The sequence below is a fragment of the Demequina lignilytica genome (assembly GCF_030418305.1).
GTDB classification, from domain to species: Bacteria; Actinomycetota; Actinomycetes; order Actinomycetales; family Demequinaceae; genus Demequina; species Demequina lignilytica.
In genome coordinates, this window is record NZ_JAUHPX010000001.1 from 675,601 (window position 1) to 697,008 (window position 21,408).

A 21,408-nucleotide genomic window follows, 5' to 3' on the forward strand; every position below is an offset into this window, starting at 1 on the left:
CAGATATTGAGACGTTAGTATCGAACTATGGACAATCATAGCGGAGTCGGCGTGATCGACAAGGCCGCCGCCATCCTCGGTGCGCTCGAGAAGGGGCCCGCGACGCTCGCCGAGCTCGTCGCCTCCACCCATCTTGCGCGCCCGACCGTGCATCGGCTCGCGCTGGCGCTCGAGCACCACCACCTGGTGGGCCGCGACGTGAACGGCGCGTTCGTGCTCGGTCGCCGCTTCGCCCAGCTCGCGGCGACCGTGTCGGAGGACCGGCTGGTCTCCGCCGCGCAGCCCGTGCTGACCGTGCTGCGCGACCGCACGGGCGAGTCCGCGCAGCTCTACCGCCCCCACGGCGAGGAGCGCATCTGCATCGCCTCCGCCGACCGCCCCGTCGGCCTGCGCGACTCCATCCCCGTGGGCACCACGATGACCATGACGGCGGGCTCGGCCGCGAAGGTGCTGCTGGCCTGGGCCGAGCCCGAGCGCATGCACCGCGGCCTCGCCCGCGCCCGCTTCACCGCCGCCGAGCTCGAGAAGGTCCGCAACCAGGGCTACGCCGACAGCTCCGGCGAGCGCGAGCCCGGCGTGTCCTCGGTCTCGGCTCCCGTGTGGGGAGCCGCCGGCACGGTCATCGCCGCGGTCTCGATCTCCGGGCCCGCCGAGCGGCTCACGTCCAACCCCGGCGCGATCCACGCCGGCGCGGTGGTCGACGCCGCCCGCCAGCTCACCGAGGTGCTGCAGCGCACCGTCATCGCCTGATCGGCCTCATCGCCCGGGTCAGGCGGTCGGCGGCTCCCCCGTCAGCGCCAGCGACCTGAGGAACGCGGCGAACTCGGGCTTGCCCTCCTCGGTGAGGTGCAGGCCGTCCTCGAGCCACGAGTCGTGCCCCGCGACGTAGCCGCGCCAATCGGCGAACACCACGTTGCCGTAGTCGGCGGCCACGCGCTCCATCGCCTCGTTCGACGGTTGGACGTACGCGAAGCGTGCCGTCGAGTCGACCAGCACCACCCGGTCGCGATCGGCGAGCTGGTCGAGCGTGTCGCGCAGCGCGCCCTCCTTGACCGGCCCGGCCGTGCCCATGTGCATGATCACCACGGGGCGCAAGGTGCCGGCGCGCTGCGCGTCGAGCACCGCGCCCATGATGTTGCCGGGCGACCGGTTGATGGCCGCGTCGACCGTCGATCCGGAGATCTCCGCCTTCAGCACCTCGGCAGACCACAGCGAGACCGAGTCGCCGTAGATGGCCACGTCCTCGGTGGTGACGGTCGGGGTGGACGATGCGGAGGCCGGGTCCCCGGACGACGTCGCCTCGGAGGTCTCCAGCGGGACCGACGACCGCGCGACCACGGGCTCGGCGGTGATCGCGACGGTGGAGCCGAGCGCGGTATCCGTCGCCTTCGGCACGCCCACCGTGAACGACACCCCGACGATCAGCGCGAACGCGACCAGCACGCCGAACCCCGTGAGCAGGGAGCGCTGGTGCGCGACCAGGCCGTCGGTGCGCAGCCGCTGCCACCCGCGCCCGAGGGCGCCGTGGCGGATCGGCTCCTCGACCCACCGGTACGAGGCGGCGGCCACCACCAGGACCAGCGCGATGCGCATCGCCTCGACCCACCAGCCGTGCCAGGGGATGTCCTGCCCCGGCCGCGTCACCAGGAAGATCGGCCAGTGCCAGAGGTAGATGCCGTAGGAGCGCTCGCCGATCCAGCGCAGGCCGCGGTGGTCGAGGAGCGTCCCGAGCGGCGACGCCGGGTGCGTCGCGACCGCGATGATCGCGGCCACGAGCATCGACACCAGAAGGAAGCCGCCGCGGTACAGCCAGGAGCTGTACTCGTGCGCGTCCACCAGGATCCAGGCGAGGAGGGCGAGGAGCGTCACGCCCATCAGCCCGAGGGCACCCCGGGCTCCGCCGGCGATGCGGGCGGACGCGCGCCCCGGCCGCCACAGCGCCGCCAGCACGGCGCCCATCAGCACGGACATGGCGTGGGTGTCGGTGCCGAAGTAGACGCGCGTCGGATCGGCGTCGAGGGGGAAGCCGTGCCGGATCGACATCACGGTCATCGCGACGGTGGACAGCACCGCGAGGGTCCCCGCCGTCGCCAGCAGCGCGAGCCGCACCGAGCTGCGGCGGGCACGCGCGATGCCCCACACCAGCGCCACCACGGCGGGCCACACCAGGTAGAACTGCTCCTCCACGGCGAGCGACCACAGGTGCGCGAGCATGTTGCCGCGGCCGATGAGCTCGAAGTAGGACTGCTCCTGGGCGATGTACCACCAGTTCGACACATACAGCAGGGCCGCGGCGACGTTGCCGCGGAACCCCTCGATGGCGTCGCGGGCGACGGTCGCGGCGAGCAGGGCGCTGCCCGCGAGCATGAGCAGCAGCGCAGGCAGCAGTCGGCGGGCGCGACGCAGGTAGAAGCGCCCGAAGCGGATCCGGCCGTGCCGGGAGCGCTCCGTCATGAGCAGGGTGGTGATGAGGAACCCCGAGATGACGAAGAACACGTCGACGCCGAGGAAGCCGCCGGGCAGGGCGCCCGTCCCCAGGTGATAGACCACGACCGCGGCGACCGCGATCGCGCGAAGCCCGTCGAGCCCCCGGATGCGCATCGGGGTCGACGAGTAGTCGTCCGCGGAGCCGCGATGGCGGCTGACCACGGGCGGTGCGGCGACGGCCATGGCGCCTCCCTTCACGGGTTCCGACGGCGTCAGGCTACGTCCGAGCAGGGACGATGCGTGGGAGCCGCGCGCACCGGCGTGCCAGACCGTGCTCTCCGCCACGCGTAGGGTCGTGACCATGACGGAGGCGGTCGCGATCGTGGTGTTCGACGGCGACTGTGGGCTGTGCAACGGCTTCGTCGCCTGGCTGATCAGGCGCGATCGCCGAAGGCGGTTCCTGATCGCGGGCAGCGCGGGCGCTCCCGGGCGCGCCGTGCTCGAGGCTGGCGGGCTTCCCGCATCGATCGCGGCATCGTCGCTCGTGGTGTGGGACGGCAAGGCGGCAGCACTGCGATCCGATGCGGTGGCGAGGGTCACGGCAGGCCTGCCGTGGCCCTGGCGGGCGGGCATGGTCCTGCGCGCCGTCCCGCGGCGGATGCGCGACGCGGTCTACGACGCCGTCGCCCGTCGGCGTCCGCGCCGCCCGGCCGAGGACCCCGCCTGCGGCACGCCGCCGCCCGGGCTGGCCCAGGAATGGCGAAGCCGCCTCGCGTCCGTGGAGGACGCGAGGCGGCTCCCTCAGCTGTCGGCCGGCGCCTAGGGCTTGCCGGTCGTCTCGGGCTTGCCCGTGCTCTCGGGCTTCCCTGTGGTCTTCTCGGAGGAGCCTGCGGTGTCGGGCTTGCCCGGCGCCTTGCCGCTGTTGCCTGCCGTCTCGGGCTTGCCGGTGGTCTCGGGCTTGCCCGTGGACTTCTCGTCGGCCTCGTCGGCCTCGCTGGCCTCGTCCGTCGCCGCGGCGTCGTCCTCGACCGCCTGGTCCTCGGGGTCGACCCAGACGCCACGCGCGTGCTGCGAGACGCCCTGGCCGAACTCCTTGCCGGTGGAGTCGGTGGTGGCCATCCACTCGAGCATCGCGGCCACGCGCTCGTGGACCTCGGCGGAGGCCTCGGAGCCGTTCTCACGGATCTTCTCGGCGGCGGCCATGAGCGCGGCGGCGGAGCCCTCGTCGAGGTCCTCGTCCTCCTCGACGGCCTCGGCCAGGTGCTCGACGGCCTCCTCGACCTCGCCCTCCTCGGCGAGCTTCTCGGCCTCCTCACACGCCTCCTCGGTGCCGCCGTCCCCGATGCCCAGGTCCTCGAGGGCCTTGTCGACCGGGTACAGCAGGTCGCCGGGCGCCGCATCGTCCGCTGCGGCGGCGGTGCCGAGCAGACCCGCACCCACCAGCGCGCAGGCGCCCGCGATCGCGGCACGGATGCGCCAGCGCGAAGGCGCCGCCGCGGGCACGGGGAGGGGGCCCGCGGCCCCCGCGGCGACAGCTGCGAGCACGGCGCCCGCGCGGGCGGCCTCGGAGCCGTCGGGCGCGATCGACAGCGCGCGGAGCGCGTCGACCGCGGGCGCGGCGTCCTGCAGGGCCTCGGGCGCGTTCCCTCGCAGGAGGCGCTCCGCGTCGCGGTCGGTGAAGTCGTTGCTCGTCATGCCTGTGTCATCGCACGAGCGGCCGGAAAGGTTACATCCGCCGCGCGAGCCGCACGCGGAGCGACTGGAGCGCCCGATGCTGCGACACCTTCACCGCGGACTCGCTCTTGCCCATCACCTCCGCGGTCTCACGCACCGAGAGCTCGCCGACCACGCGCAGGAGCAGGATCTCCCGCTGGTCCCGGCTCAGGCCCTCGAGCAGCGCGGCCGCCGCCTTGGCCTCGTCACGCAGGAGCGCCTGCTGCTCCGCCGAGGGGACCGTCTCGCGCATGAGCCGGTCATCGGGCTCGCCCGACGTCACCTGCGGCCGCCGGCCAGCCTTGCGATGCGCATCGACCATCCGACGATGCGCGATCGAGAACACCCACGCGCGGAAGTCCGCCTCGTCGCCCTTGAACGACGAGAGGCCGCGCGCGATGTGGAGGAAGGTGTCCGCCGCCTCGTCCTCCGGGTCCGGAGAGCCCCGACCCGCGAGGTAGCCGCGCACCGGCCCGGCGAGGTCCTGGTAGAGGCGCGTCCACGCCCACTCCTCGCCGGTGCGCGCGGCCGCGAGCACGCCGTCGAAGGCGGCGCCGAGCGTCACGCGCGCGCTCCTCGGGAGCGCGCGGAGCGGCGAGCCGCACGGGAGAGGGGGGCGTGCATGGCGGCGACGGTAGCACCGGCTCCAGCGCGACGCGCAAACCGACGCGGGCACGGCGCCGGTCCGGAACCTGCCGGAAAGCACGAAACTCCCCGCCGCTGACGGCGAGGAGTTCGATGAGTAGCCCCGACGGGATTCGAACCCGCGCTACCGCCTTGAGAGGGCGGCGTGCTAGGCCGCTACACAACGGGGCCCTAGCTGCTCCGGCTGCCGTTTCGGGCGGCTGGCGCGAGATAAAACTGTACACGACCGCGAGCCGATTCCAAAATCCGCTCGAGCGCCGCTCTCCACGCCCGCGGCTCGCCCACGGTCGGCCCCTCCATCCTCGCATCGGGAACGGAGCCTGAGGGACGCGCGCCGCCGGGAACCGCATCGCAGGGGAGGCTCAGCGTCCGCGATCGCGGCGTGCCCACGCTCAGCCTCCCCTGCCGGGCCGAGGGGGCGCGAGATCGACCGTGAGACTCCCCGACCGGACCGGGGAACGCGCGTTCCGATGTGCCGGGCAAGCCCTCCCCCCGGCCGGGTGATCCTTGCGCATCGGCTGGGCGTTATGTAAAGTTGAGTGCAGGCGGCTCAACCCCGTAGTCGTACAGTGCTTTACCAGGAGGTTCCCATGACCGCTCAGCCCTACGCCCCTGACCAGCAGGAGCAGCAGAGCGCTCTTCAGCAGTTCGGCCAGGATTTCACCGCGCTGGCCGAGCAGGGCGCTCTCGACCCCGTCATCGGACGCGACGAGGAGATCCGACGCGTCATGCAGGTGCTCACGCGCCGCACCAAGAACAACGCCGTCCTCATCGGCGAGCCCGGCGTCGGCAAGACCGCGATCGTCGAGGGCCTCGCCCAGCGCATCGTCGCCGGGGACGTCCCCTCCTCCCTCAAGGACCGTCGCGTGATCGAGATCGCCATGAGCTCGCTCGTGGCGGGCGCCGCGTTCCGCGGCCAGTTCGAGGAGCGCCTCAAGGGCATCCTCAAGGAGGTCGAGGAGTCCGAGGGCCGGATCATCCTGTTCGTCGACGAGCTCCACACCATCGTGGGCGCCGGCAAGGCGGAGGGCTCCGTCGACGCGGGCAACATCCTCAAGCCGATGCTCGCGCGCGGCAAGCTCCGCATGATCGGCGCCACCACGCTGAACGAGTACCGCGAGCACGTCGAGACCGACTCCGCCCTGGAGCGCCGCTTCCAGCCCGTCTACGTGGGCGAGCCCAGCATCGAGGACACCGTCGCGATCCTGCGCGGACTGCAGGAGAAGTACGAGGTCCACCACGGCGTGAAGATCACCGACGAGGCGATCGTGCAGTCGGCGAAGCTGTCCGACCGCTACATCACCGAGCGCTTCCTGCCCGACAAGGCGGTCGACCTGATCGACGAGGCCACCTCGGCCCTCAAGATGCAGCTCGACTCCATGCCGATCGAGCTCGACCGCGCGCGTCGCCGCATCATGCAGCTGGAGATCGAGCGCACCCAGGTGGCGAAGGACAAGTCCGAGCACGCCAAGGCGCGCCGCGAGGAGATCGACCGCGACATCACCCGCCTCAAGGAGGACTCCGACCGCCTCAACATGCGGTGGGCACGCGAGAAGGACCTGATCGTCCGCGTCTCGACCGCCACGGAGCGGCTCGAGTCCCTGCGCGGCGACCTCGAGCGCGCCGAGCGCATGGGCGAGCTGGAGAGGGCCGGGCGCATCCGCTACGGCCTCATGCCCGCCGCCGAGAAGGAGATCGCGGCGGCGCGCGCCGAGCTCGACGCCATCCCCGCCGAGGAGCGCATGCTCCGCGAGGAGGTGACCGGCGAGGACATCGCGGGCGTGGTCGCCAAGTGGACGGGCGTGCCGGTCGAGAAGCTGCTGACGGACGAGTCGAGCAAGCTCGGCCACCTGGAGGACCGGCTCCACGAGCGCGTGGTCGGCCAGCACCGCGCGATCGCCTCGGTGGCCGACGCGATCCGTCGCGCCCGCGCGGGCATCTCGGACGCGAACCGGCCGATCGGCTCGTTCCTGTTCCTCGGCCCCACCGGAGTCGGCAAGACCGAGCTGGCGCGGGCGCTCGCCGAGCAGCTGTTCGACGACGAGCGCGCCATGATCCGCATCGACATGTCCGAGTACATGGAGAGCCACGCGGTCAGCCGCCTCATCGGCTCCCCTCCCGGCTACGTCGGCTACGACCAGGGCGGCCAGCTCACGGAGGCCGTCCGCCGGCGCCCGTACAGCATCGTCCTGTTCGACGAGGTCGAGAAGGCCCACCCGGATGTGTGGAACGTGCTGCTGCAGGTGCTGGACGACGGCCGCCTGACCGACGGCCGTGGCCGGACGGTCAACTTCACCAACACCATCATCGTGATGACGTCGAACCTGGGCTCGGACATCGTCCTGGCCTGGGACGGCGAGGACCGGGCGGCGCTCGAGGACGACCTGCGGGCGGTGCTGCGGCGCGCCTTCCGGCCGGAGTTCCTCAACCGGCTCGACGACGTGGTGGTCTTCGACCGCATCGACCCCGCCGCCATGGACGGGATCGTCGCGACGGAGCTCGCCAAGACCATCGCGCGCCTCGCGGAGAGCAAGGACATCGCGCTGACGGTGGACGATGCGCTGCGCGCCTCGCTCGCCGCGGACGGCTTCGACCCGCAGTTCGGGGCGCGGCCGCTCAAGCGGCTGATCCAGTCGCGGCTGCTCAACGAGCTCGCCAAGGAGATCGTCGACGGCCGGGTCGGCGAGGGCGACGCGGTGACCGCCGGCTGGGACGGCGAGCGCGTGACGCTGACAGTCGCCTGACCACCCCCGACAACGACAGAGGGCCCGCCGTCAGGCGGGCCCTCTGTCATGAAAGCTGGGCTACAAGGATTCGAACCTCAACTAACTGAACCAGAATCAGTCGTGCTGCCAGTTACACCATAGCCCATCAGGTTCTTGCCGAACCGAGGTACCACTGTACCCGAGACCGAGCCCGAAACCAAACCGGCCGCTACCCGGCGGGGGCGATGCTGTCGAGCACAGCGACACCGGCGGAGTCCGCGTCGCAGCGCTTCCCCTGGCGCCCGAAGTAGGTGTCGTCGTGCGCGCCGCCGGGCAGGTCGGCGAGCACGGCGAGGGTCCCCGTCCCGCGGATCGGATCGCCCGGCAGGTACGTCTCCGCGTCGACCACCACTCCCCCGCCGCCTCCCGGAGCTGCGCCCGGCGGCCACACGATCCACGGCATCGTCCCGTCTCCGCGATCGAGCATGAGGCAGCCGTCGTCGAGCGCCGTCACGGTGCCCGCGAACTCGAGGCGCGCGCCGGGGATCTCACCCACCGAGGACTGCCGGACCACGTAGCCCGCCTCGCCGTCGTCGTCTCCGTCCGAGCAGCCGACGAGCAGCGAGGCGGCGAGCAGCAGCGAGGGGGCCGCCACACGGGCCGGCGACCAGCTCCGACGGTCACCCATCCGCATGCTCGAGCCAGTCGAGGACGGCGACCCCTGCCTCGTCCGCGTCGCAGAAGGCCCCGAAGCTCGAGAAGTAGCTGTCGGCGTTCGACCCGTCCGGCAACTCTCCGAGGGACACGAGCGCCCCCACCCCCGTGATCGCGTCGCCGTCGCCGAACTCCTGTCCACCCGAGAGCACGACGTCGCCGGAGTCGCCCTGCTCCGCATCCGGGGGCCACACGATCCACCGGGTCTCGCCGGTCGGCAGCTCGAGGTTCATGCACCCGTCGCCCGCGACGTCGATCACACCGTTGACGGGCTCGCGGTCGGACGTGACCTCGTCGATCTGGTTCTGGCGGGGGACGCCGAATCCTGCCTCGGCATCACGGCCCGCGCCGCAGCCGGCGACCGCGAGCAGCGCGATCGCGCCGAGCGCCAGGTACCCCCTCATGGGGTCACCGTACGCCCAGCACCCCTGGCAGGTCATGGAGGGAGGCGAGGCGGACCAGGCCGTCGCGGGGCACGCCGTGACCGGCGAGGCCCTCGGTGTCGCGGGAGTGCGCGCCGGGGCGCTCGATCCACACGCCGAGGCCGAGCCCGGCGGCGACCGCGGCGAGCGGATCGACGTCGAACTCGTCGCCCACGTACGCGACCTCGGCCGGCTCCAGACCGAGCCGCTCGCACGCCAGCGAGAACACGCGAGGATCCGGCTTGCCGAAGCCGAGGGTGTCGACGCCGACAAGCATGGGCACCCTTCCGAGCCCGCAGGACTCGAGCTTCAGGACCTGATAGTCGAACGCCGCATTCGACAGGGCGCCGTACGGGATGCCCGCGTTCTCGAGAGCGTCGAGCACACCGTCGGCGTCCGGGTACGGCGACCAGCCCTCACGGAAGTAGCGCTCGAACGCACCGTCCCACTCGGCGTACGCCGCATCGTCCAGATGGGGGCCGCCGTAGGCGGCGTGGAGGTCGTTCGCTCGACGATGCCGCTGCTCGCGATGCGTCATCTCACCGCGGGTATGGGCGCGGTACCAGCCGTTCGCATCGTCCCGCCAGAACTGCACCAGCTCGTCGTGGTCGACCTCGCCGAGGTAGTCGACGGCGACCCCGGCGAGAGCGTGCCGGAAGGCGCCGCGCGTGTCGACCAGGGTGTCGTCGACGTCGAACAGGACGCCGCGGATGGGTGGGGTCATGCGGGCCAGCCTAGGCGCGTTCACCACCGCCACCTCACCCACCGTTCGGGACAGTCAGTCCTCGATCCTCGGCGCCGCGGGTCCTCCCGGGACACTGAGTCCTCATGGGCGCCGCGGGTCGCGAGCGCCAGAGGACTGACGGTCCCGGGAGGCGCGATTCAGGCGCGAGAGGAGGACTGAGTGTCCCGACAGGAGGACGGGGCCGGCTCAGAGGCTCGCGCGCAGATTCCGCAGCCGCGTCAGCGACTCGTCCTGGCCCAGGATCTCCATCGACTCGAACAGCGGCGGCGAGACCAGGCGGCCGGTGACCGCGACGCGGAGCGGGCCGAACGCGAAACGCGGCTTGATGCCCATCTCCTCCACGAGCTTCGCGGTGAGCGCCTCCTGCTGCGCGGCCGGCGAGAAGTCCGTCAGCCCCTCCAGGACGGCGATCGCGGCGTCGAGCACGTCGGCGGCGTTGTCGGGCAGCTTGGCGCGCGCGGCGTCCTCCACCACGACCTCGGAAGCCCCGATGAACAGGAACCCCAGCATCCCGGGCGCCTCGCCCAGCAGGTTCATGCGGGTCTGCACCAGCGGCATGGCCTCGGCGAGGGTCTGCTCCTCGTGCGGCGTCAGGCTCTGCGCGGAGTCGGAGGACAGGAAGCCCGCGGCGTGGAGGTACGGCACCACGCGCGCGGCGAGGTCGCCCACGGGCAGCGCCCGCATGTGCTCGGCGTTGATCGCCTCGGCCTTCTTGAGGTCGAAGCGCGCCGGGTTCGGGTTCACGTCCGCGATGTCGAACGCGGCAACCAGGTCGGCGGGCGAGAACACGTCGCGGTCGGGGCCGATCGACCACCCGAGCAGCGCCAGGTAGTTGAGCAGCCCCTCGGGGAGGAAGCCACGGTCGCGGTGGTGGAACAGGTTGGACTCGGGGTCGCGCTTGGACAGCTTCTTGGTGCCCTCGCCGAGCACCATCGGCATGTGCGCGTAGGACGGCACGGCGTCGGCGATGCCGAGCTCGACCATCGCCCGCCACAGCACGATCTGCCGCGGCGTCGAGGACAGCAGATCCTCGCCGCGCAGCACGTGGGTGATCTTCATCAGCGCGTCGTCGACCGGGTTGACCAGCGTGTAGAGCGGGATGCCGTTCGCGCGGACGATCACGTAGTCGGGCACGGTGCCCGCGGGGAAGGTGACCGTGCCGCGGATCAGGTCCTCGATGGTGATGTCCTCGTCGGGCATCCGCATGCGCAGCACCGGCTCACGCCCCTCGGCGCGGAACGCGGCCTTCTGCTCCTCGGTGAGCGAGCGGTCGAAGCCGTCGTAGCCCAGCTTGGGGTCGCGGCCGGCCGCGCGATGGCGCGCCTCGATCTCGTCGGGCGTCGAGAACGACTCGTACGCGTAGCCACCCTCGACCAGCTTCGCGACCACCTGCGCGTGCAGGTCGTGCCGCTGCGACTGCCGGTACGGACCGTAGGGGCCGCCGATCTCGGGGCCCTCGTCGTAGTCGATGCCCATCCAGCTCATGGCGTCGAGGAGCATCTCGTAGCTCTCCTGCGAGTCGCGCTCGGCGTCGGTGTCCTCGATACGGAACACCATGTCACCACCCGTGTGCCGGGCGTAGGCCCAGTTGAACAGCGCGGTGCGGACCATGCCCACGTGGGGCAGGCCGGTGGGCGACGGGGAGAAGCGGACGCGGACCTTGCTCATGAGTTTCCTTGCGGTGATGCGGATGGACGATGCGGTGGTGGCGACGATGCGAGGCGCGGCGTGCGCTCAGCCGCGCCGGATGACGGGGTTGCGCAGGACGCCGAGGTCCTCGATCTCGACCTCGACCACGTCGCCGTGGTGGAGGGCGGTCACCCCGGACGGGGTGCCGGTGAGGATGACATCGCCGGGGAGGAGCGTGGTGACCTCGGAGACCATCGATACGGCGTGCATGACGTCGAGGAGCATGTCACGCGTGTTGCCGTTCTGCGTGGCGTTGCCGTTGATGCGGGAGGAGATCTCGACGTCGTCGTGCGCGAGCTCGGTCTCGATCCACGGGCCGAGCGGCAGCGAGGTGTCGAACGCCTTGGCGCGGAACCACTGGTCCTCGAGGCGCTGCAGATCGCGTGCGGTGACGTCGTTGGCGCAGGTGTAGCCGTAGATGTACTGCTCGGCGTTCTCGGGGCTGACGTCCTTGCACACGCGCGAGATGATCACGGCGAGCTCGGCCTCGAGCTGCACGTCCTCGCTGTAGGACGGCAGCACGATCGGGTCGTCCGGGCCGATCACGGCGGTGTTCGGCTTGAGGAACAGGATCGGGACGTCCGGGGCGGGCCCGCGGTGCGGGATCTCCTTCGCGTGCGCCTCGTAGTTCTTGCCGAGGCACACCACCTTGGAGCGCGGGATCACGGGCGCGAGCAGGCGCACGTCGTCGGTGAGCTTGATCCGCTCGCCGGTGACGGTGCCCGGCGTGTACATGGGGTCTCCGGTGAGGACCACGAGCTCCTCGGCTCCGGGATCGCCGTCCACGATCGCGAAACGGGGCTCTTCTCCGGTGGTGAAACGGGCGATACGCATGACCTCCAGCGTAGCCGCTCGGACCTGGGCCGCCCTGCGTCCGGGGGCGTGCCTACGATGAGAAGGTGATCTCGCGCATCGGCATCGTCTCGGCGGCCCACGCCGGGTTGACGAGCCTGCTCGCGCGCACGGACCGCTACCCCGATGCGTCGCTCGGCGACGCGTGGCGCGACCGCCGCACCACCGACATCCTCACGCACGTCCACGCCTGGCACCTGCTCCTCGAGGGCTGGCTGGTGGACGATGCGGCGGGCAGGCCCGTGCACTACCCCGCCGAGGGCTACACGTGGGCGATGCTCGGCGAGCTCAACGACCGGATCTACGACGACCTGCGCGCCCTCGACTACGCGGAGGCGCGCGCGAGGCTCGTGGCGTCCCATGCCCGCGCCGTGGCGCTGGTCGAGTCGCTCTCCACGGAGCAGCTGACCCAGCCCCACGCCTACGCGTGGCTCGGGGACGAGGCGATGGCGAACGTCGCGCACGAGTGCCTCGGCGCCCACTACGCGTGGGGCGAGCGGGTCCTCGACGCCGCCGGGATCGCGTGAGCGCCCGCGTCGACGGGCTCGACGCCGCGCGCGGCCTCGCCCTCATCGGGATGTTCGCCGCGCACGTGGGCGACACGGGTCGGCGGGGCTCGGACGCGGACGGCTGGGGCTGGCTCGTCGTCTTCGACGGACGCGCGTCGGCGCTGTTCGCGGTGCTCGCGGGCGTGTCGATGTCGCTCATGCTCACCGGCCGTGGCGGTGCGGCGTCGGCGGGCGCGGTGGCCCACACACGGGCGCGGATCGCGGTGCGCGGCGGGCTGCTGCTCGTGCTGGGCTGGATGCTCGCCTGGCTCGAGACCCCGGTGGACGTGATCCTCGACAACCTCGGGATCATGTTCCTGCTGGTGCTGCCCGCGCTCGCGTGGAGGCCCGCCGTCCAGGCCGCGGCGGGCGCCGGCGTGCTCGTGGTCGGCGGACCGCTGCTGGGCTGGGCGGACCCGTGGCTCGCGCCGTTCGACGGTCCCGTGATCCACGAGCTCTGGTCGACCCACTATCCCGCGCTCGTGTGGAGCGGCTACCTCCTGATCGGCCTCGCGATCGGCCGCTGGGCGCCCTGGCGCGGCCCCGACCTCGCGTCGCTCGCGGGCGGCGGCGCCATGGTCGCGGTGGGCGTGTACGGCCTCGGGCTCGGACTGGGCGGGTCATGGACGGACGATGCGGGCGTCGCCTGGGCGTCGGTCGCGCCCCACAGCTACACGGGCTTCGAGATGCTCGGCAACGTGGGCGTGGCGGCCGCGGTGATCGGCGGGTGCGTGGCGGCGGCGTCGGCCGCGCCCCGCGCGATCTGGCCGCTCGCGTCGACCGGGCGCATGACGCTCAGCCTGTACGTCGCCCACATCGTGGTGATCGCGATCGTCGGCGACGCCATGGTGTGGGAGCCGTCGAACGTCGCGTGGGTGGTGCTGACGGGCGCCGCGGTGACGGCCGCCTGCGTCTGGCGTGCGACCCTCGGCCAGGGGCCGCTCGAGCGGGTCCTGGCCCGCGCATCGTCCGCCGTCGCCGACAGCGCCGTGCCGCGGACACCGCTGGGCGGCGCCGCGTGAGCGTGATCGACTGGCTCCTCGCGGGCGACCCCGCGATCCGCTGGCAGGTGCGCCGAGACCTGCTCGACGATCCGGAGGGCGCGGCGCTCGACCGCGACCTGGTCGCGCGGGAGGGCTGGGGTGCGGCGCTGCTCGCGATGCAGCGGGAGGACGGGTCGTGGGCGGGCGGTGCCTGGTGGCCCGCGGAGCGGCCCGACCCGGACGACGGCCAGCCCTGGACCGGCACGGCCCACGTGCTGATGCTGCTGGTGCGCCTGGGCGTCGATCCGGGCTCGCGACCGGTGCGCGCGGCGGTGCGACGCGCGTTCGACGGCGTGCGGTGGGAGGACGGGGACGCGCCGTTCCTCGAGGGCGAGGACGAGGCGTGCACGCTCGCGACCGCGATCGCCGTGGGCGCGTACTTCGGCGAGGACATGCGGGGCCCGGTGCGGCGCCTGCTCGCCGACCGCCGCCGCGACGGCGGGTGGAACTGCGACCCGCCCGCGAGGTCGCAGCGGTCCTCCCTGCACTCGACCATCGGCGCGCTCGAGGCGCTGGAGCTGTACCGCCGCTCGCGGGAGCCCGAGCCGGCGGTGGCGATCGCGATGGAGGACGCGCACGCGCTGCTCCTCGAGCGCGGCCTGATGTACCGGCGCTCGACGGGCGAGGTGATCGATCCCGCCTTCCAGCGGTTCTCGTTCCCGCCGTACTGGCACTACGACGTGCTGCGCGCCCTCGACCACCTGCGCTCCACCGGATCCCCGCCGGATCCGCGGCTCGCGGAGGCGATCGCGCTGGTGCGGTCCAAGCAGACCTCTGCGGGACAGTGGCCGCTCGAGAACACGCACCGCGGCGACGTGCCGCTCACCCTCGAGGACGGCGACGGGCGGCCGTCCCGGTGGAACACCCTGCGGGCGATGCGCGTGCTCGCGTGGTGGGAGGGCGCGTAGGGCTCCCTACGCCGGCGGCAGCGGCAGGGTGGCCTGGTCGGGCGCGACGACCCGCGTCGGCCGAGGCGCCGTGCGCACCGCCCCGATCCCGGCGACCGTGACCAGCGCGATGCCCAGCGCGATCGTCACGGTGAGGCGCTGGCCGAGCAGCACCAGGCCGGTGAGCGCGGCGAGCGCGGGCGCGAGGGCCATGAGGATCCCGAAGGTCTCCGCCCTCAAGCGGCGCAGCGCCGTGATCTCGATGCCGTACGGGATGGCCGAGGACAGCACGGCGACCGCGAGGCCCAGGGCGAGGATCCGGGGATCCGCGAGCGCCGCGCCCGCGGTGACGACCGCGGCCGGCAGGGTGAGGACCGCGCCGACGCCGGTCGCGAGCGCGAGGCCGGTCAGGCCAGCCATCGCGGCGCCCGCGGCGCGCGCGAGCAGGATGTAGCCAGCCCACAGCAGCGCGGCGCCGACCGCGAAGGCGACGCCGAGCAGGTCGAGGTCGTGGGCTGTCCCCCCGAGCAGCGCGACACCCGCCGCCGCGGTCACGGCCCACAGCAGGCCGCGCAGGCTCCGGCTCGCGACCACGCTGAGGACCAGCGGGCCGAGCACCTCGATCGTGACCGCGATTCCCAGCGGGATCCGGGCGATCGCGAGGTAGAACATCACGTTCATCGCGGCCAGGGTGACGCCGTATCCGATCACCAGGGGCCAGTGACCGTGCGCGGCGCCGCGAAGCGCGTGCCGCGCGATGAGCAGGAGCACGAGCGCGGAGAACACCAGCCGCAGCGCGACCATCGCGACGGGGCCGACGGTCGGGAACACCATCACCGCGATCGCCGCACCCGCCTCCTGGCAGAGCAGCCCGAGCAGGACCAGGAACGGCGCCGCGGCGTGGGCGCGGGACGTGTCGGGCATGGCCCTAGCGTGGCACGACCGACCGCTCGGGCAGCTGCCCGAGCGGTGGCGATGCGGGGCCTCAGCCCTCGGTGAGCGTGCCCGTCACCTGGGACGGGGTGCTGGTGCCCTCAAGGTGCTGCACGAAGGTCATCCCTTCGTAGTCGCCCGTTCCGGCGAGCTCGCAGTCGAACTCGACGTGGCCGGTCTCATCCTCGAGCATCCCGGTGCATGTGTCGCTGGTCCAGGTGCCCCCATCGTTGCTGATGACGGCGGAACCTTCGAACTGCACCGTGTCGCCGTCCTCGCCGACCTGGTCGAACTCGACCTCGACCGTGCCTGACACCCTTTCGTCCGACAGGTCGAGAACGCAGTTCCCATGGAACCCCGGGTTGTCCGGTGCGATCGCGCATCCGGATTGTGTGCCGGTGACCTCGATGGTCGCCGGCGAGTCCGACGAGCAGCCGGCGAGTGCGAGCGCCGCTCCCGCGAGCAGCCCCGTGACGGCGGTGATCCTTCTCATGGCGTCCTCCTTCCCGGTGCCGGTCCGGAGGCGTCCGGGTCCACGGGCGGAGGGGCATCGTGCCGTTGTGCCGTCCCCTCCAGGGTAGGACGATGCGGCACGGGGTGCAGGTGGAACGCCTGAGATGATGGGCGGATGACCGAGCCCGCCCCGACCGCGTTGACGCGCGCCGAGTGGGAGCCGCAGGCGCGGGCTCACGCCGAGGCAGCCGACGCCCTGACGGCGGGTCATCGCGAGCGCGCCGGGCGGGCGGAGAAGCACGCGATCGAGGACTTCCTGTTCGAGTACTACGGCGTGCGCCCATCCCGGCTGCGCCGCTGGCACCCAGGCCCCGGCATCGTCCTCGAGGACGCGCCCGAGCACGCGCGGTGGACCTTCTACCGGGACGGTGCGCCGGGCACTCAGGTGGACGTCGACGCGTTCCTGGAGGCCCGCGGCAGGGGTCTCGCGCACATCGTGCGGCTGCTGGAGGCCACCGCGTCCAGGCCAGCACGCTACGGCTGCTTCGGGCTCCATGAGTGGGCCATGGTCTACCGGGCTGACGACGAGCGACGGCATCCCCTCCCCCTGCGCCTCGGGCAGGCCGGTACCGACGCGGTCGTCGAGGCCAATCCCATCGCCTGCTCCCACATCGACGCGTTCCGCTTCTTCACGCCCGAGGCGCGTCCCCTCAACCAGCTGCAGCCCACCCGGGAGACCCAGGTCGCGATGGAGCAGCCCGGCTGCCTGCACGCGACCATGGACCTGTACAAGTGGGCGGCCAAGCTCACGCCCGTGGTGCCGTCGTCGCTGACGCTGGAGGCGTTCGCGCTCGCCCTCGAGGTACGACAGGTCGACATGCAGGCCTCTCCGTACGACGTCTCACGCTTCGGGCTCGAGGCGATCGCCGTCGAGACCCCCGAGGGGAAGCGCGAGTATGCGCGACGGCAGCGGGACTTCGCGGAACGCGGCGGGGCGCTGCGCGCGCGGCTGCTCGAGGCCCTCTCCCCGATCTCGCACGCCGTCGCACGTAGCGCTCCGCCCCGCGCACCTCGTGAAGCGGATCGTGTCGATTCCGACGACCAACGTCGCCCCATGAAGCGAATCGTGCCGCACGGCTAGAGTCGGCCCAGGAGGTGCTCATGCCCAAGGACAACGACGGCGCACGGCTGGCCGTCTTGATCGACGCCGACAACGCGCCCGCGAAGCATCTCGAGCAGCTGCTGGTCGAGATCGCCAAGTACGGCACGGCGAGCGTGCGACGCGCCTACGGCGACTGGACGTCGACGCAGCTCAACTCGTGGAAGGACCACCTGCTCAAGCACTCGGTGCAGCCCATGCAGCAGTTCAGCTACACGACGGGCAAGAACGCCACGGACAGCGCGCTCATCATCGACGCGATGGACCTGCTGCACGCGGGCAACCTCGACGGCTTCTGCCTGGTCACGAGCGACAGCGACTTCACCCGGCTGGCGGCCCGGATCCGCGAGGAGGGGCTCACGGTCTACGGCTTCGGCGAGCGCAAGACCCCTGAGCCGTTCCGTGCCGCGTGCGACACGTTCGTCTATGTGGAGAACCTCGCCCTCACGAAGCCGAAGGCCGCGGAGGAGGCGGCGAAGCCGCAGCTGCAGCGGGACGAGACGCTGGACAGGTTGCTGGCGGAGGCCGTGGATGCGGCATCCGGCGACGACGGCTGGGCGAACCTCGGCACGGTCGGCAGCAACCTGTCGAAGCTCGCCTCCGACTTCGACTCCCGCACCTGGGGGTTCTCCAAGCTGAAGGACCTGATGCAGGCCCACCCGGACTACCAGGTCCGGTCGCGTTCGGCGGGCGAGGGCAAGACGCCGAACGCGTACGTGAAGCACAAGTAGCCGCGCGCACCCCTCGGGGGAGTTTTCCGACAATTCACCCACGCCACCGGCCGCGCCTCACGGCTTCCGGCCGAGCCGCGGTTACCGTGAACCGTGCCGTGGGACATCGTGGAGCGCTTCGAGCATCCGGCGCTCTCCCCTGCCCTGTGGATCCCGTACTACCTGCCCCATTGGGTCACGCTTGAAAGCGCCGCGGCCCGGTTCGCCATCACCGACCTGGGCCTCGAGCTGCGCATCGACGCCGATCAGCCGCCGTGGCGCCCGACGGACGGCGACTTCCGCGTCTCCCACGTGCAGACGGGCCACCGTGACGGCCAGCACCGGGTGGGCGCGGACCTCGCGATCGTGACGCCACGACCGACGCGCGCGCTCTGGACGGCCCGTGCGGGAGCCGTCGAGGTGGTCGCGAGCGTCCCCGCGCACCCGGCGACGATGCTCGGGATCTGGCTCCTGGGCGACGAGGCGGGGTCGCCGGACGACTCGGGCGAGATCTGCATCGCCGAGCTCTTCGGCCCCGCCGTGTCCTCCGCATCGTCCACGGTCCGCACCGGGGTGAAGGCGCACCACGACCCCCGCCTGGTCGACGAGATGCTGGACATCCCGATGCCGCTCGACGCCACCCGGCCCCATGCCTACGGCGCACGGTGGGACGCCGGCGGGTGCGAGATCACGGTGGACGGCACCGTGGTGCACCGCTCGGATCAGGTCCTCGACTATCCGCTTCAGCTGATGATCGACCTGTGGGAGTTTCCCGAGCCGGACGCTCCCCGGGACCCGGCGGCCTACCCGCTCACCGCGACCATCCACCAGGTGCGGCTGCGCGCGGACGGCTGAGACCGGACGGGCTCAGCGCTGGTCGGCGACCCCTCGGTTGGCGAGCTCGTCGGCCTTCTCATTGCCCGGGTCGCCCGCGTGACCCTTCACCCACACCCACGTGATGTGGTGGCGCTGGAGCTCCGCGTCGAGCTCCTGCCACAGCTCGGCGTTCTTCACCGGCTTCTTGTCCGCGGTCCTCCACCCGTTGCGCTTCCAGCCCTTCATCCAGCTGGTCGCCCCGTTCTTCACGTACTGCGAGTCGACGTGGAGGGTCACGTCGCACGGCCGCGTGAGCGCCTTCAGCCCCTCGATGACCGCGGTGAGCTCCATGCGGTTGTTCGTGGTGACCTTCTCGCCTCCCCACAGCTCCTTGTCGCGACCGCCGGCCTTCATCCAGACGCCCCAGCCCCCCACGCCGGGGTTGCCCTTGCAGGCGCCGTCGGTCCACATGTCCACGGAGGTGAGGTTCTCGGTCACCCCGACACGGTACCGGCACCGCGCACGCCGGCCGTCCGGCACCTGAGGGTGCCCCGCATCGTCCACAATGGGTGCCATGTCCCGCAAGCATGCCGCCGGAGGTGCGACACCCGCCGTGCATGCGCTGATCGAGTCCCGGATCCCGCACACGCTCCATCCCTACGATCACGACCCGGCGTCGGATCTCAGCTACGGCCTCGAGGCCGCCGCGGAGCTCGGGGTGGAGCCGGACCAGGTGTTCAAGACCCTGTGCGCCTACGTCGACGGGCGGCTCAGCGTGGGGATCGTCCCCGTGAGCGGCATGCTCGACCTCAAGGCGCTGGCGCACGCGCTCGGCGGCAAGAAGGCCGAGATGGCGCCGCCCGCGGACGCCGAGCGTGCGACCGGATACGTGGTGGGAGGCATCTCGCCGATCGGTCAACGCAAGGCGCTGCCCACGGCGATCGACGAGACCGTCGAGCTGTGGGACACCGTGTACGTCTCCGGTGGGCGGCGCGGCCTCGACATCGGCCTCGCCCCCGCCGACCTGATCGCCGCCACCGGCGGCGTCACCGCCCCCATCGCCAAGGAGTCCTGACGTGGAGCTGTCCCCCGCCCCCGCCGGCCACGACCATGCCGCCGCGTTCGCCGACGTCAAGGCCCGCGTCCACGTCGCCGAGGCGTCCTGCGGGCGCGCCGGGTCCGGCGTCCGGGTGCTGGTCGCGACCAAGACGTGGGACGCCGATGCGGCGGTCGCCGCGGTCCGGGCCGGAGCGGTGCTCGTCGGAGAGAGCAGGATGCAGGAGCTCGAGGCGAAGGGTGCGGCGCTGACCGCGGCCGGGGCGCGGATCCACGTCATCGGCCAGCTCCAGCGGAACAAGGCCGCCGTCGCGGTGCGGTGGGCGGACTGCGTCCAGACCGTCGACTCGCTCGCGCTGGCGCAGCGGCTGTCGCGGCTGTGCGTCGAGGCGGGTCGCGAGCTGGACGTGATGGTGCAGGTGAACGTGTCCGGCGAGTCGACCAAGGCGGGCATCGAGCCCGAGGATGCCCTGGACTTCGCGGGGACGGTGCAGGCCCTGCCGGCGCTGACGGTGACGGGCTTCATGACCATCGGACTCAACTCGCCGGTCGAGGCGGCGGTCCGCGCTGGCTACCGGAGGCTCCGCGAGATCCGCGATCAGGCGCTCATCGCCTCCGAGCGGGGCGCCATGGACCTCCGCGAGGCGTGGGAGCTGTCGATGGGCATGTCGGGCGACCTCGAATGGGCCATCGCCGAGGGCGCGACCATGGTGCGCGTGGGCACGGCGATCATGGGCACGCGCACCCCGCCGGCGTACTGACCCCACGCCCGCCTCCCCCTCCCGCCTCCCCCTCCCGCCTCCCCCTCCCGCTCTCCCCCTCCTCCCTCCCCCCGGGACGCTCAGTACTGGTCCGCGGGCCGCAGCGCTCACCACGGGACAGTGAGTACCGGTCACGGCCCCAGCGCGGCGCGCGCACCGCTGCACGGGGACCATGGGCCGGCCACCAGAACTGAACGTCCCGCAGGGAGCGCCGTCCGCTGCAGGCCAGTACTGACCGTCCCGGCACGTAGGCGGGGAAGGAGCGAGGGAGGGGAGCGGGAAAGTTAGGGAAGGTTTCACTTCCTGGCGGGATCGGGAAGGCAAACCTAACCTTGTTGACATGTCAGAGACCAGCGCCCCCGTCTACGGGACCGAGGAGAGCCTCGGCGCGCGCCTCAACGCGCTGCGCGCGGGGGTGCTGGGCGCGAACGACGGCATCGTCTCGGTCGCCGCGCTCCTGGTCGGCGTGGTCGCCGCGCAGCCGCCGACGGGCGTGGTCGTGACCGCGGGCGTCGCGGGAATCGCCGCGGGAGCGCTCAGCATGGGCGTGGGCGAGTACGTCTCGGTCTCCAGCCAGCGGGACGCCGAGCGCGCGCAGCTCGAGCGCGAGCGCGGGTACCACGACAGTCACCCCGAGTGCGAGCTCGACCAGCTGGCGCGGCTCCACGAGGAGACCGGCATGTCGCCGGAGACGGCCCGCCGCGCCGCCGAGGAGCAGACGGCCTTCGACCCGATCGCCGCCCACGCGCGCGCCCACCTCGGCATCGACCCCGAGGACCTGGTCAACCCGTGGCATGCGGCGATCGCCTCCCTCAGCGCCTTCACCGCGGGCGGCCTCATCCCGCTGCTGGTCGCGCTGTTCACTCCGGCACCGTTCACCATCCCCGCGACCTTCCTCGCGGTGCTCCTGTCGCTCGGCGCCACCGGCTTCCTCTCGGGCCACCTGGGCCAGGCCCAGCGCCGCCGCGCGGTGCTCCGCAACCTCGTGGGCGGCACGCTCGCGATGGCGATCACCTACGGCATCGGCAGCTTCGTCGGCGTCCACGTCTGACGCCCGCCCCGCCGCCTCCCACCCCAGGTAAGCGAAGCCTTCGCTCGCTGGCGGCGCACCCCCGACGGACCTACCCTGT

Annotated in this window: 23 protein-coding genes and 2 tRNA genes; 12 read left to right on the top strand and 13 right to left on the bottom strand. The window is 72.2% G+C overall.

What is annotated here, in order from left to right; genetic code table 11:
* Window positions 1-27: 27 nt before the first annotated feature.
* The gene (locus QQX10_RS03145; RefSeq protein WP_301120062.1) at window positions 28-750 is read left to right on the top strand and encodes an IclR family transcriptional regulator; all 723 of its coding nucleotides are present in this window, start codon (window positions 28-30) and stop codon (window positions 748-750) included.
* A gap of 18 nt (window positions 751-768) precedes the next feature.
* Here the strand turns inward: QQX10_RS03145 and QQX10_RS03150 are convergent, their stop codons facing one another.
* A complete protein-coding gene (locus QQX10_RS03150; RefSeq protein WP_301120061.1) occupies window positions 769-2,670 on the bottom strand; it encodes an acyltransferase family protein in 1,902 nt (633 codons plus the stop codon).
* A 118-nt stretch (window positions 2,671-2,788) separates the two neighbouring features.
* Here QQX10_RS03150 and QQX10_RS03155 point away from each other — a divergent pair, with 118 nt between their 5' ends.
* A complete protein-coding gene (locus tag QQX10_RS03155; RefSeq protein WP_301120060.1) occupies window positions 2,789-3,250 on the top strand; it encodes a thiol-disulfide oxidoreductase DCC family protein in 462 nt (153 codons plus the stop codon).
* Here the strand turns inward: QQX10_RS03155 and QQX10_RS03160 are convergent.
* The 3 genes from QQX10_RS03160 to QQX10_RS03170 all read right to left on the bottom strand — a co-directional run bounded on the left by QQX10_RS03160 (window position 3,247) and on the right by QQX10_RS03170 (window position 4,956).
* Window positions 3,247-4,122, bottom strand: coding sequence for a hypothetical protein (locus tag QQX10_RS03160; protein WP_301120059.1), 876 nt, complete (start codon window positions 4,120-4,122; stop codon window positions 3,247-3,249). The genes QQX10_RS03155 and QQX10_RS03160 overlap by 4 nt on opposite strands.
* Before the next feature lie 31 nt (window positions 4,123-4,153).
* Window positions 4,154-4,705, bottom strand: coding sequence for an RNA polymerase sigma factor (locus QQX10_RS03165; RefSeq protein WP_301120058.1), 552 nt, complete (start codon window positions 4,703-4,705; stop codon window positions 4,154-4,156).
* A gap of 178 nt (window positions 4,706-4,883) precedes the next feature.
* A tRNA-Glu gene (locus QQX10_RS03170) sits at window positions 4,884-4,956 on the bottom strand.
* Between the two features lie 419 nt (window positions 4,957-5,375).
* On the opposite strand from QQX10_RS03170, the gene QQX10_RS03175 reads away from it, so the two are divergent.
* Window positions 5,376-7,529 carry an ATP-dependent Clp protease ATP-binding subunit gene (locus QQX10_RS03175; RefSeq protein WP_301120057.1) on the top strand — a complete coding sequence of 718 codons (2,154 nt, stop codon included), beginning with the start codon at window positions 5,376-5,378 and terminating at the stop codon, window positions 7,527-7,529.
* A 55-nt stretch (window positions 7,530-7,584) separates the two neighbouring features.
* Here QQX10_RS03175 and QQX10_RS03180 read toward each other — a convergent pair.
* The 6 genes from QQX10_RS03180 to QQX10_RS03205 all read right to left on the bottom strand — a co-directional run bounded on the left by QQX10_RS03180 (window position 7,585) and on the right by QQX10_RS03205 (window position 11,894).
* Window positions 7,585-7,656 (bottom strand) — tRNA-Gln (locus QQX10_RS03180).
* 63 nt (window positions 7,657-7,719) lie between these two features.
* Window positions 7,720-8,178, bottom strand: a complete 459-nt coding sequence (locus tag QQX10_RS03185; protein WP_301120056.1) for a hypothetical protein — start codon at window positions 8,176-8,178, stop codon at window positions 7,720-7,722.
* Window positions 8,171-8,608, bottom strand: coding sequence for a hypothetical protein (locus QQX10_RS03190; protein ID WP_301120055.1), 438 nt, complete (start codon window positions 8,606-8,608; stop codon window positions 8,171-8,173). The genes QQX10_RS03185 and QQX10_RS03190 overlap by 8 nt, the downstream gene beginning before the upstream one ends.
* A 4-nt stretch (window positions 8,609-8,612) precedes the next feature.
* On the bottom strand, window positions 8,613-9,350 hold the full coding sequence (locus QQX10_RS03195; RefSeq protein WP_301120054.1) for an HAD family hydrolase: 738 nt from the start codon (window positions 9,348-9,350) through the stop codon (window positions 8,613-8,615).
* A gap of 207 nt (window positions 9,351-9,557) precedes the next feature.
* Entirely contained in the window at window positions 9,558-11,039 is a 1,482-nt protein-coding gene (gene gltX / locus QQX10_RS03200) for a glutamate--tRNA ligase (RefSeq protein ID WP_301120052.1), read from the bottom strand.
* A gap of 66 nt (window positions 11,040-11,105) precedes the next feature.
* Window positions 11,106-11,894, bottom strand: a complete 789-nt coding sequence (locus tag QQX10_RS03205) for a fumarylacetoacetate hydrolase family protein (protein WP_301120050.1) — start codon at window positions 11,892-11,894, stop codon at window positions 11,106-11,108.
* Between the two features lie 65 nt (window positions 11,895-11,959).
* On the opposite strand from QQX10_RS03205, the gene QQX10_RS03210 reads away from it, so the two are divergent.
* The 3 genes from QQX10_RS03210 to QQX10_RS03220 are packed head-to-tail and all read left to right on the top strand — an operon-like array spanning window position 11,960 to window position 14,411.
* Window positions 11,960-12,439: a ClbS/DfsB family four-helix bundle protein gene (locus QQX10_RS03210; RefSeq protein ID WP_301120048.1), complete on the top strand. Its 480-nt coding sequence runs from the start codon at window positions 11,960-11,962 to the stop codon at window positions 12,437-12,439.
* Entirely contained in the window at window positions 12,436-13,482 is a 1,047-nt protein-coding gene (locus QQX10_RS03215; RefSeq protein ID WP_301120046.1) for a heparan-alpha-glucosaminide N-acetyltransferase domain-containing protein, read from the top strand. The genes QQX10_RS03210 and QQX10_RS03215 overlap by 4 nt, the downstream gene beginning before the upstream one ends.
* Complete coding sequence (locus QQX10_RS03220; protein ID WP_301120044.1) at window positions 13,479-14,411, top strand: prenyltransferase/squalene oxidase repeat-containing protein; 933 nt, start codon at window positions 13,479-13,481, stop codon at window positions 14,409-14,411. The genes QQX10_RS03215 and QQX10_RS03220 overlap by 4 nt, the downstream gene beginning before the upstream one ends.
* A gap of 6 nt (window positions 14,412-14,417) precedes the next feature.
* Here the strand turns inward: QQX10_RS03220 and QQX10_RS03225 are convergent, their stop codons facing one another.
* Window positions 14,418-15,314 (bottom strand): EamA family transporter, encoded by an 897-nt coding sequence (locus tag QQX10_RS03225; protein WP_301120042.1) that lies wholly within the window; start codon window positions 15,312-15,314, stop codon window positions 14,418-14,420.
* A gap of 61 nt (window positions 15,315-15,375) precedes the next feature.
* Window positions 15,376-15,816 carry a hypothetical protein gene (locus tag QQX10_RS03230; RefSeq protein ID WP_301120040.1) on the bottom strand — a complete coding sequence of 147 codons (441 nt, stop codon included), beginning with the start codon at window positions 15,814-15,816 and terminating at the stop codon, window positions 15,376-15,378.
* 135 nt (window positions 15,817-15,951) lie between these two features.
* Between QQX10_RS03230 and QQX10_RS03235 the strand changes: the two genes are divergently transcribed.
* The 3 genes from QQX10_RS03235 to QQX10_RS03245 all read left to right on the top strand — a co-directional run bounded on the left by QQX10_RS03235 (window position 15,952) and on the right by QQX10_RS03245 (window position 18,500).
* Window positions 15,952-16,917 carry a 3-methyladenine DNA glycosylase gene (locus QQX10_RS03235; protein ID WP_301120038.1) on the top strand — a complete coding sequence of 322 codons (966 nt, stop codon included), beginning with the start codon at window positions 15,952-15,954 and terminating at the stop codon, window positions 16,915-16,917.
* A gap of 20 nt (window positions 16,918-16,937) precedes the next feature.
* Window positions 16,938-17,666 carry an NYN domain-containing protein gene (locus tag QQX10_RS03240; protein WP_301120036.1) on the top strand — a complete coding sequence of 243 codons (729 nt, stop codon included), beginning with the start codon at window positions 16,938-16,940 and terminating at the stop codon, window positions 17,664-17,666.
* 93 nt (window positions 17,667-17,759) lie between these two features.
* On the top strand, window positions 17,760-18,500 hold the full coding sequence (locus QQX10_RS03245; RefSeq protein WP_301120034.1) for a glycoside hydrolase family 16 protein: 741 nt from the start codon (window positions 17,760-17,762) through the stop codon (window positions 18,498-18,500).
* Window positions 18,501-18,512: 12 nt separating this feature from the next.
* On the opposite strand, the gene rnhA is transcribed toward QQX10_RS03245, so the two are convergent.
* Window positions 18,513-18,932, bottom strand: coding sequence for a ribonuclease HI (rnhA, locus tag QQX10_RS03250; RefSeq protein ID WP_301120539.1), 420 nt, complete (start codon window positions 18,930-18,932; stop codon window positions 18,513-18,515).
* 103 nt (window positions 18,933-19,035) lie between these two features.
* Between rnhA and ybaK the strand changes: the two genes are divergently transcribed.
* The 3 genes from ybaK to QQX10_RS03265 all read left to right on the top strand — a co-directional run bounded on the left by ybaK (window position 19,036) and on the right by QQX10_RS03265 (window position 21,329).
* The gene (gene ybaK / locus QQX10_RS03255) at window positions 19,036-19,536 is read left to right on the top strand and encodes a Cys-tRNA(Pro) deacylase (RefSeq protein ID WP_301120032.1); all 501 of its coding nucleotides are present in this window, start codon (window positions 19,036-19,038) and stop codon (window positions 19,534-19,536) included.
* Between the two features lies 1 nt (window position 19,537).
* Window positions 19,538-20,278 carry a YggS family pyridoxal phosphate-dependent enzyme gene (locus QQX10_RS03260; RefSeq protein WP_301120030.1) on the top strand — a complete coding sequence of 247 codons (741 nt, stop codon included), beginning with the start codon at window positions 19,538-19,540 and terminating at the stop codon, window positions 20,276-20,278.
* Between the two features lie 340 nt (window positions 20,279-20,618).
* Window positions 20,619-21,329 carry a VIT1/CCC1 transporter family protein gene (locus QQX10_RS03265; RefSeq protein WP_301120028.1) on the top strand — a complete coding sequence of 237 codons (711 nt, stop codon included), beginning with the start codon at window positions 20,619-20,621 and terminating at the stop codon, window positions 21,327-21,329.
* Window positions 21,330-21,408: the final 79 nt, after the last annotated feature.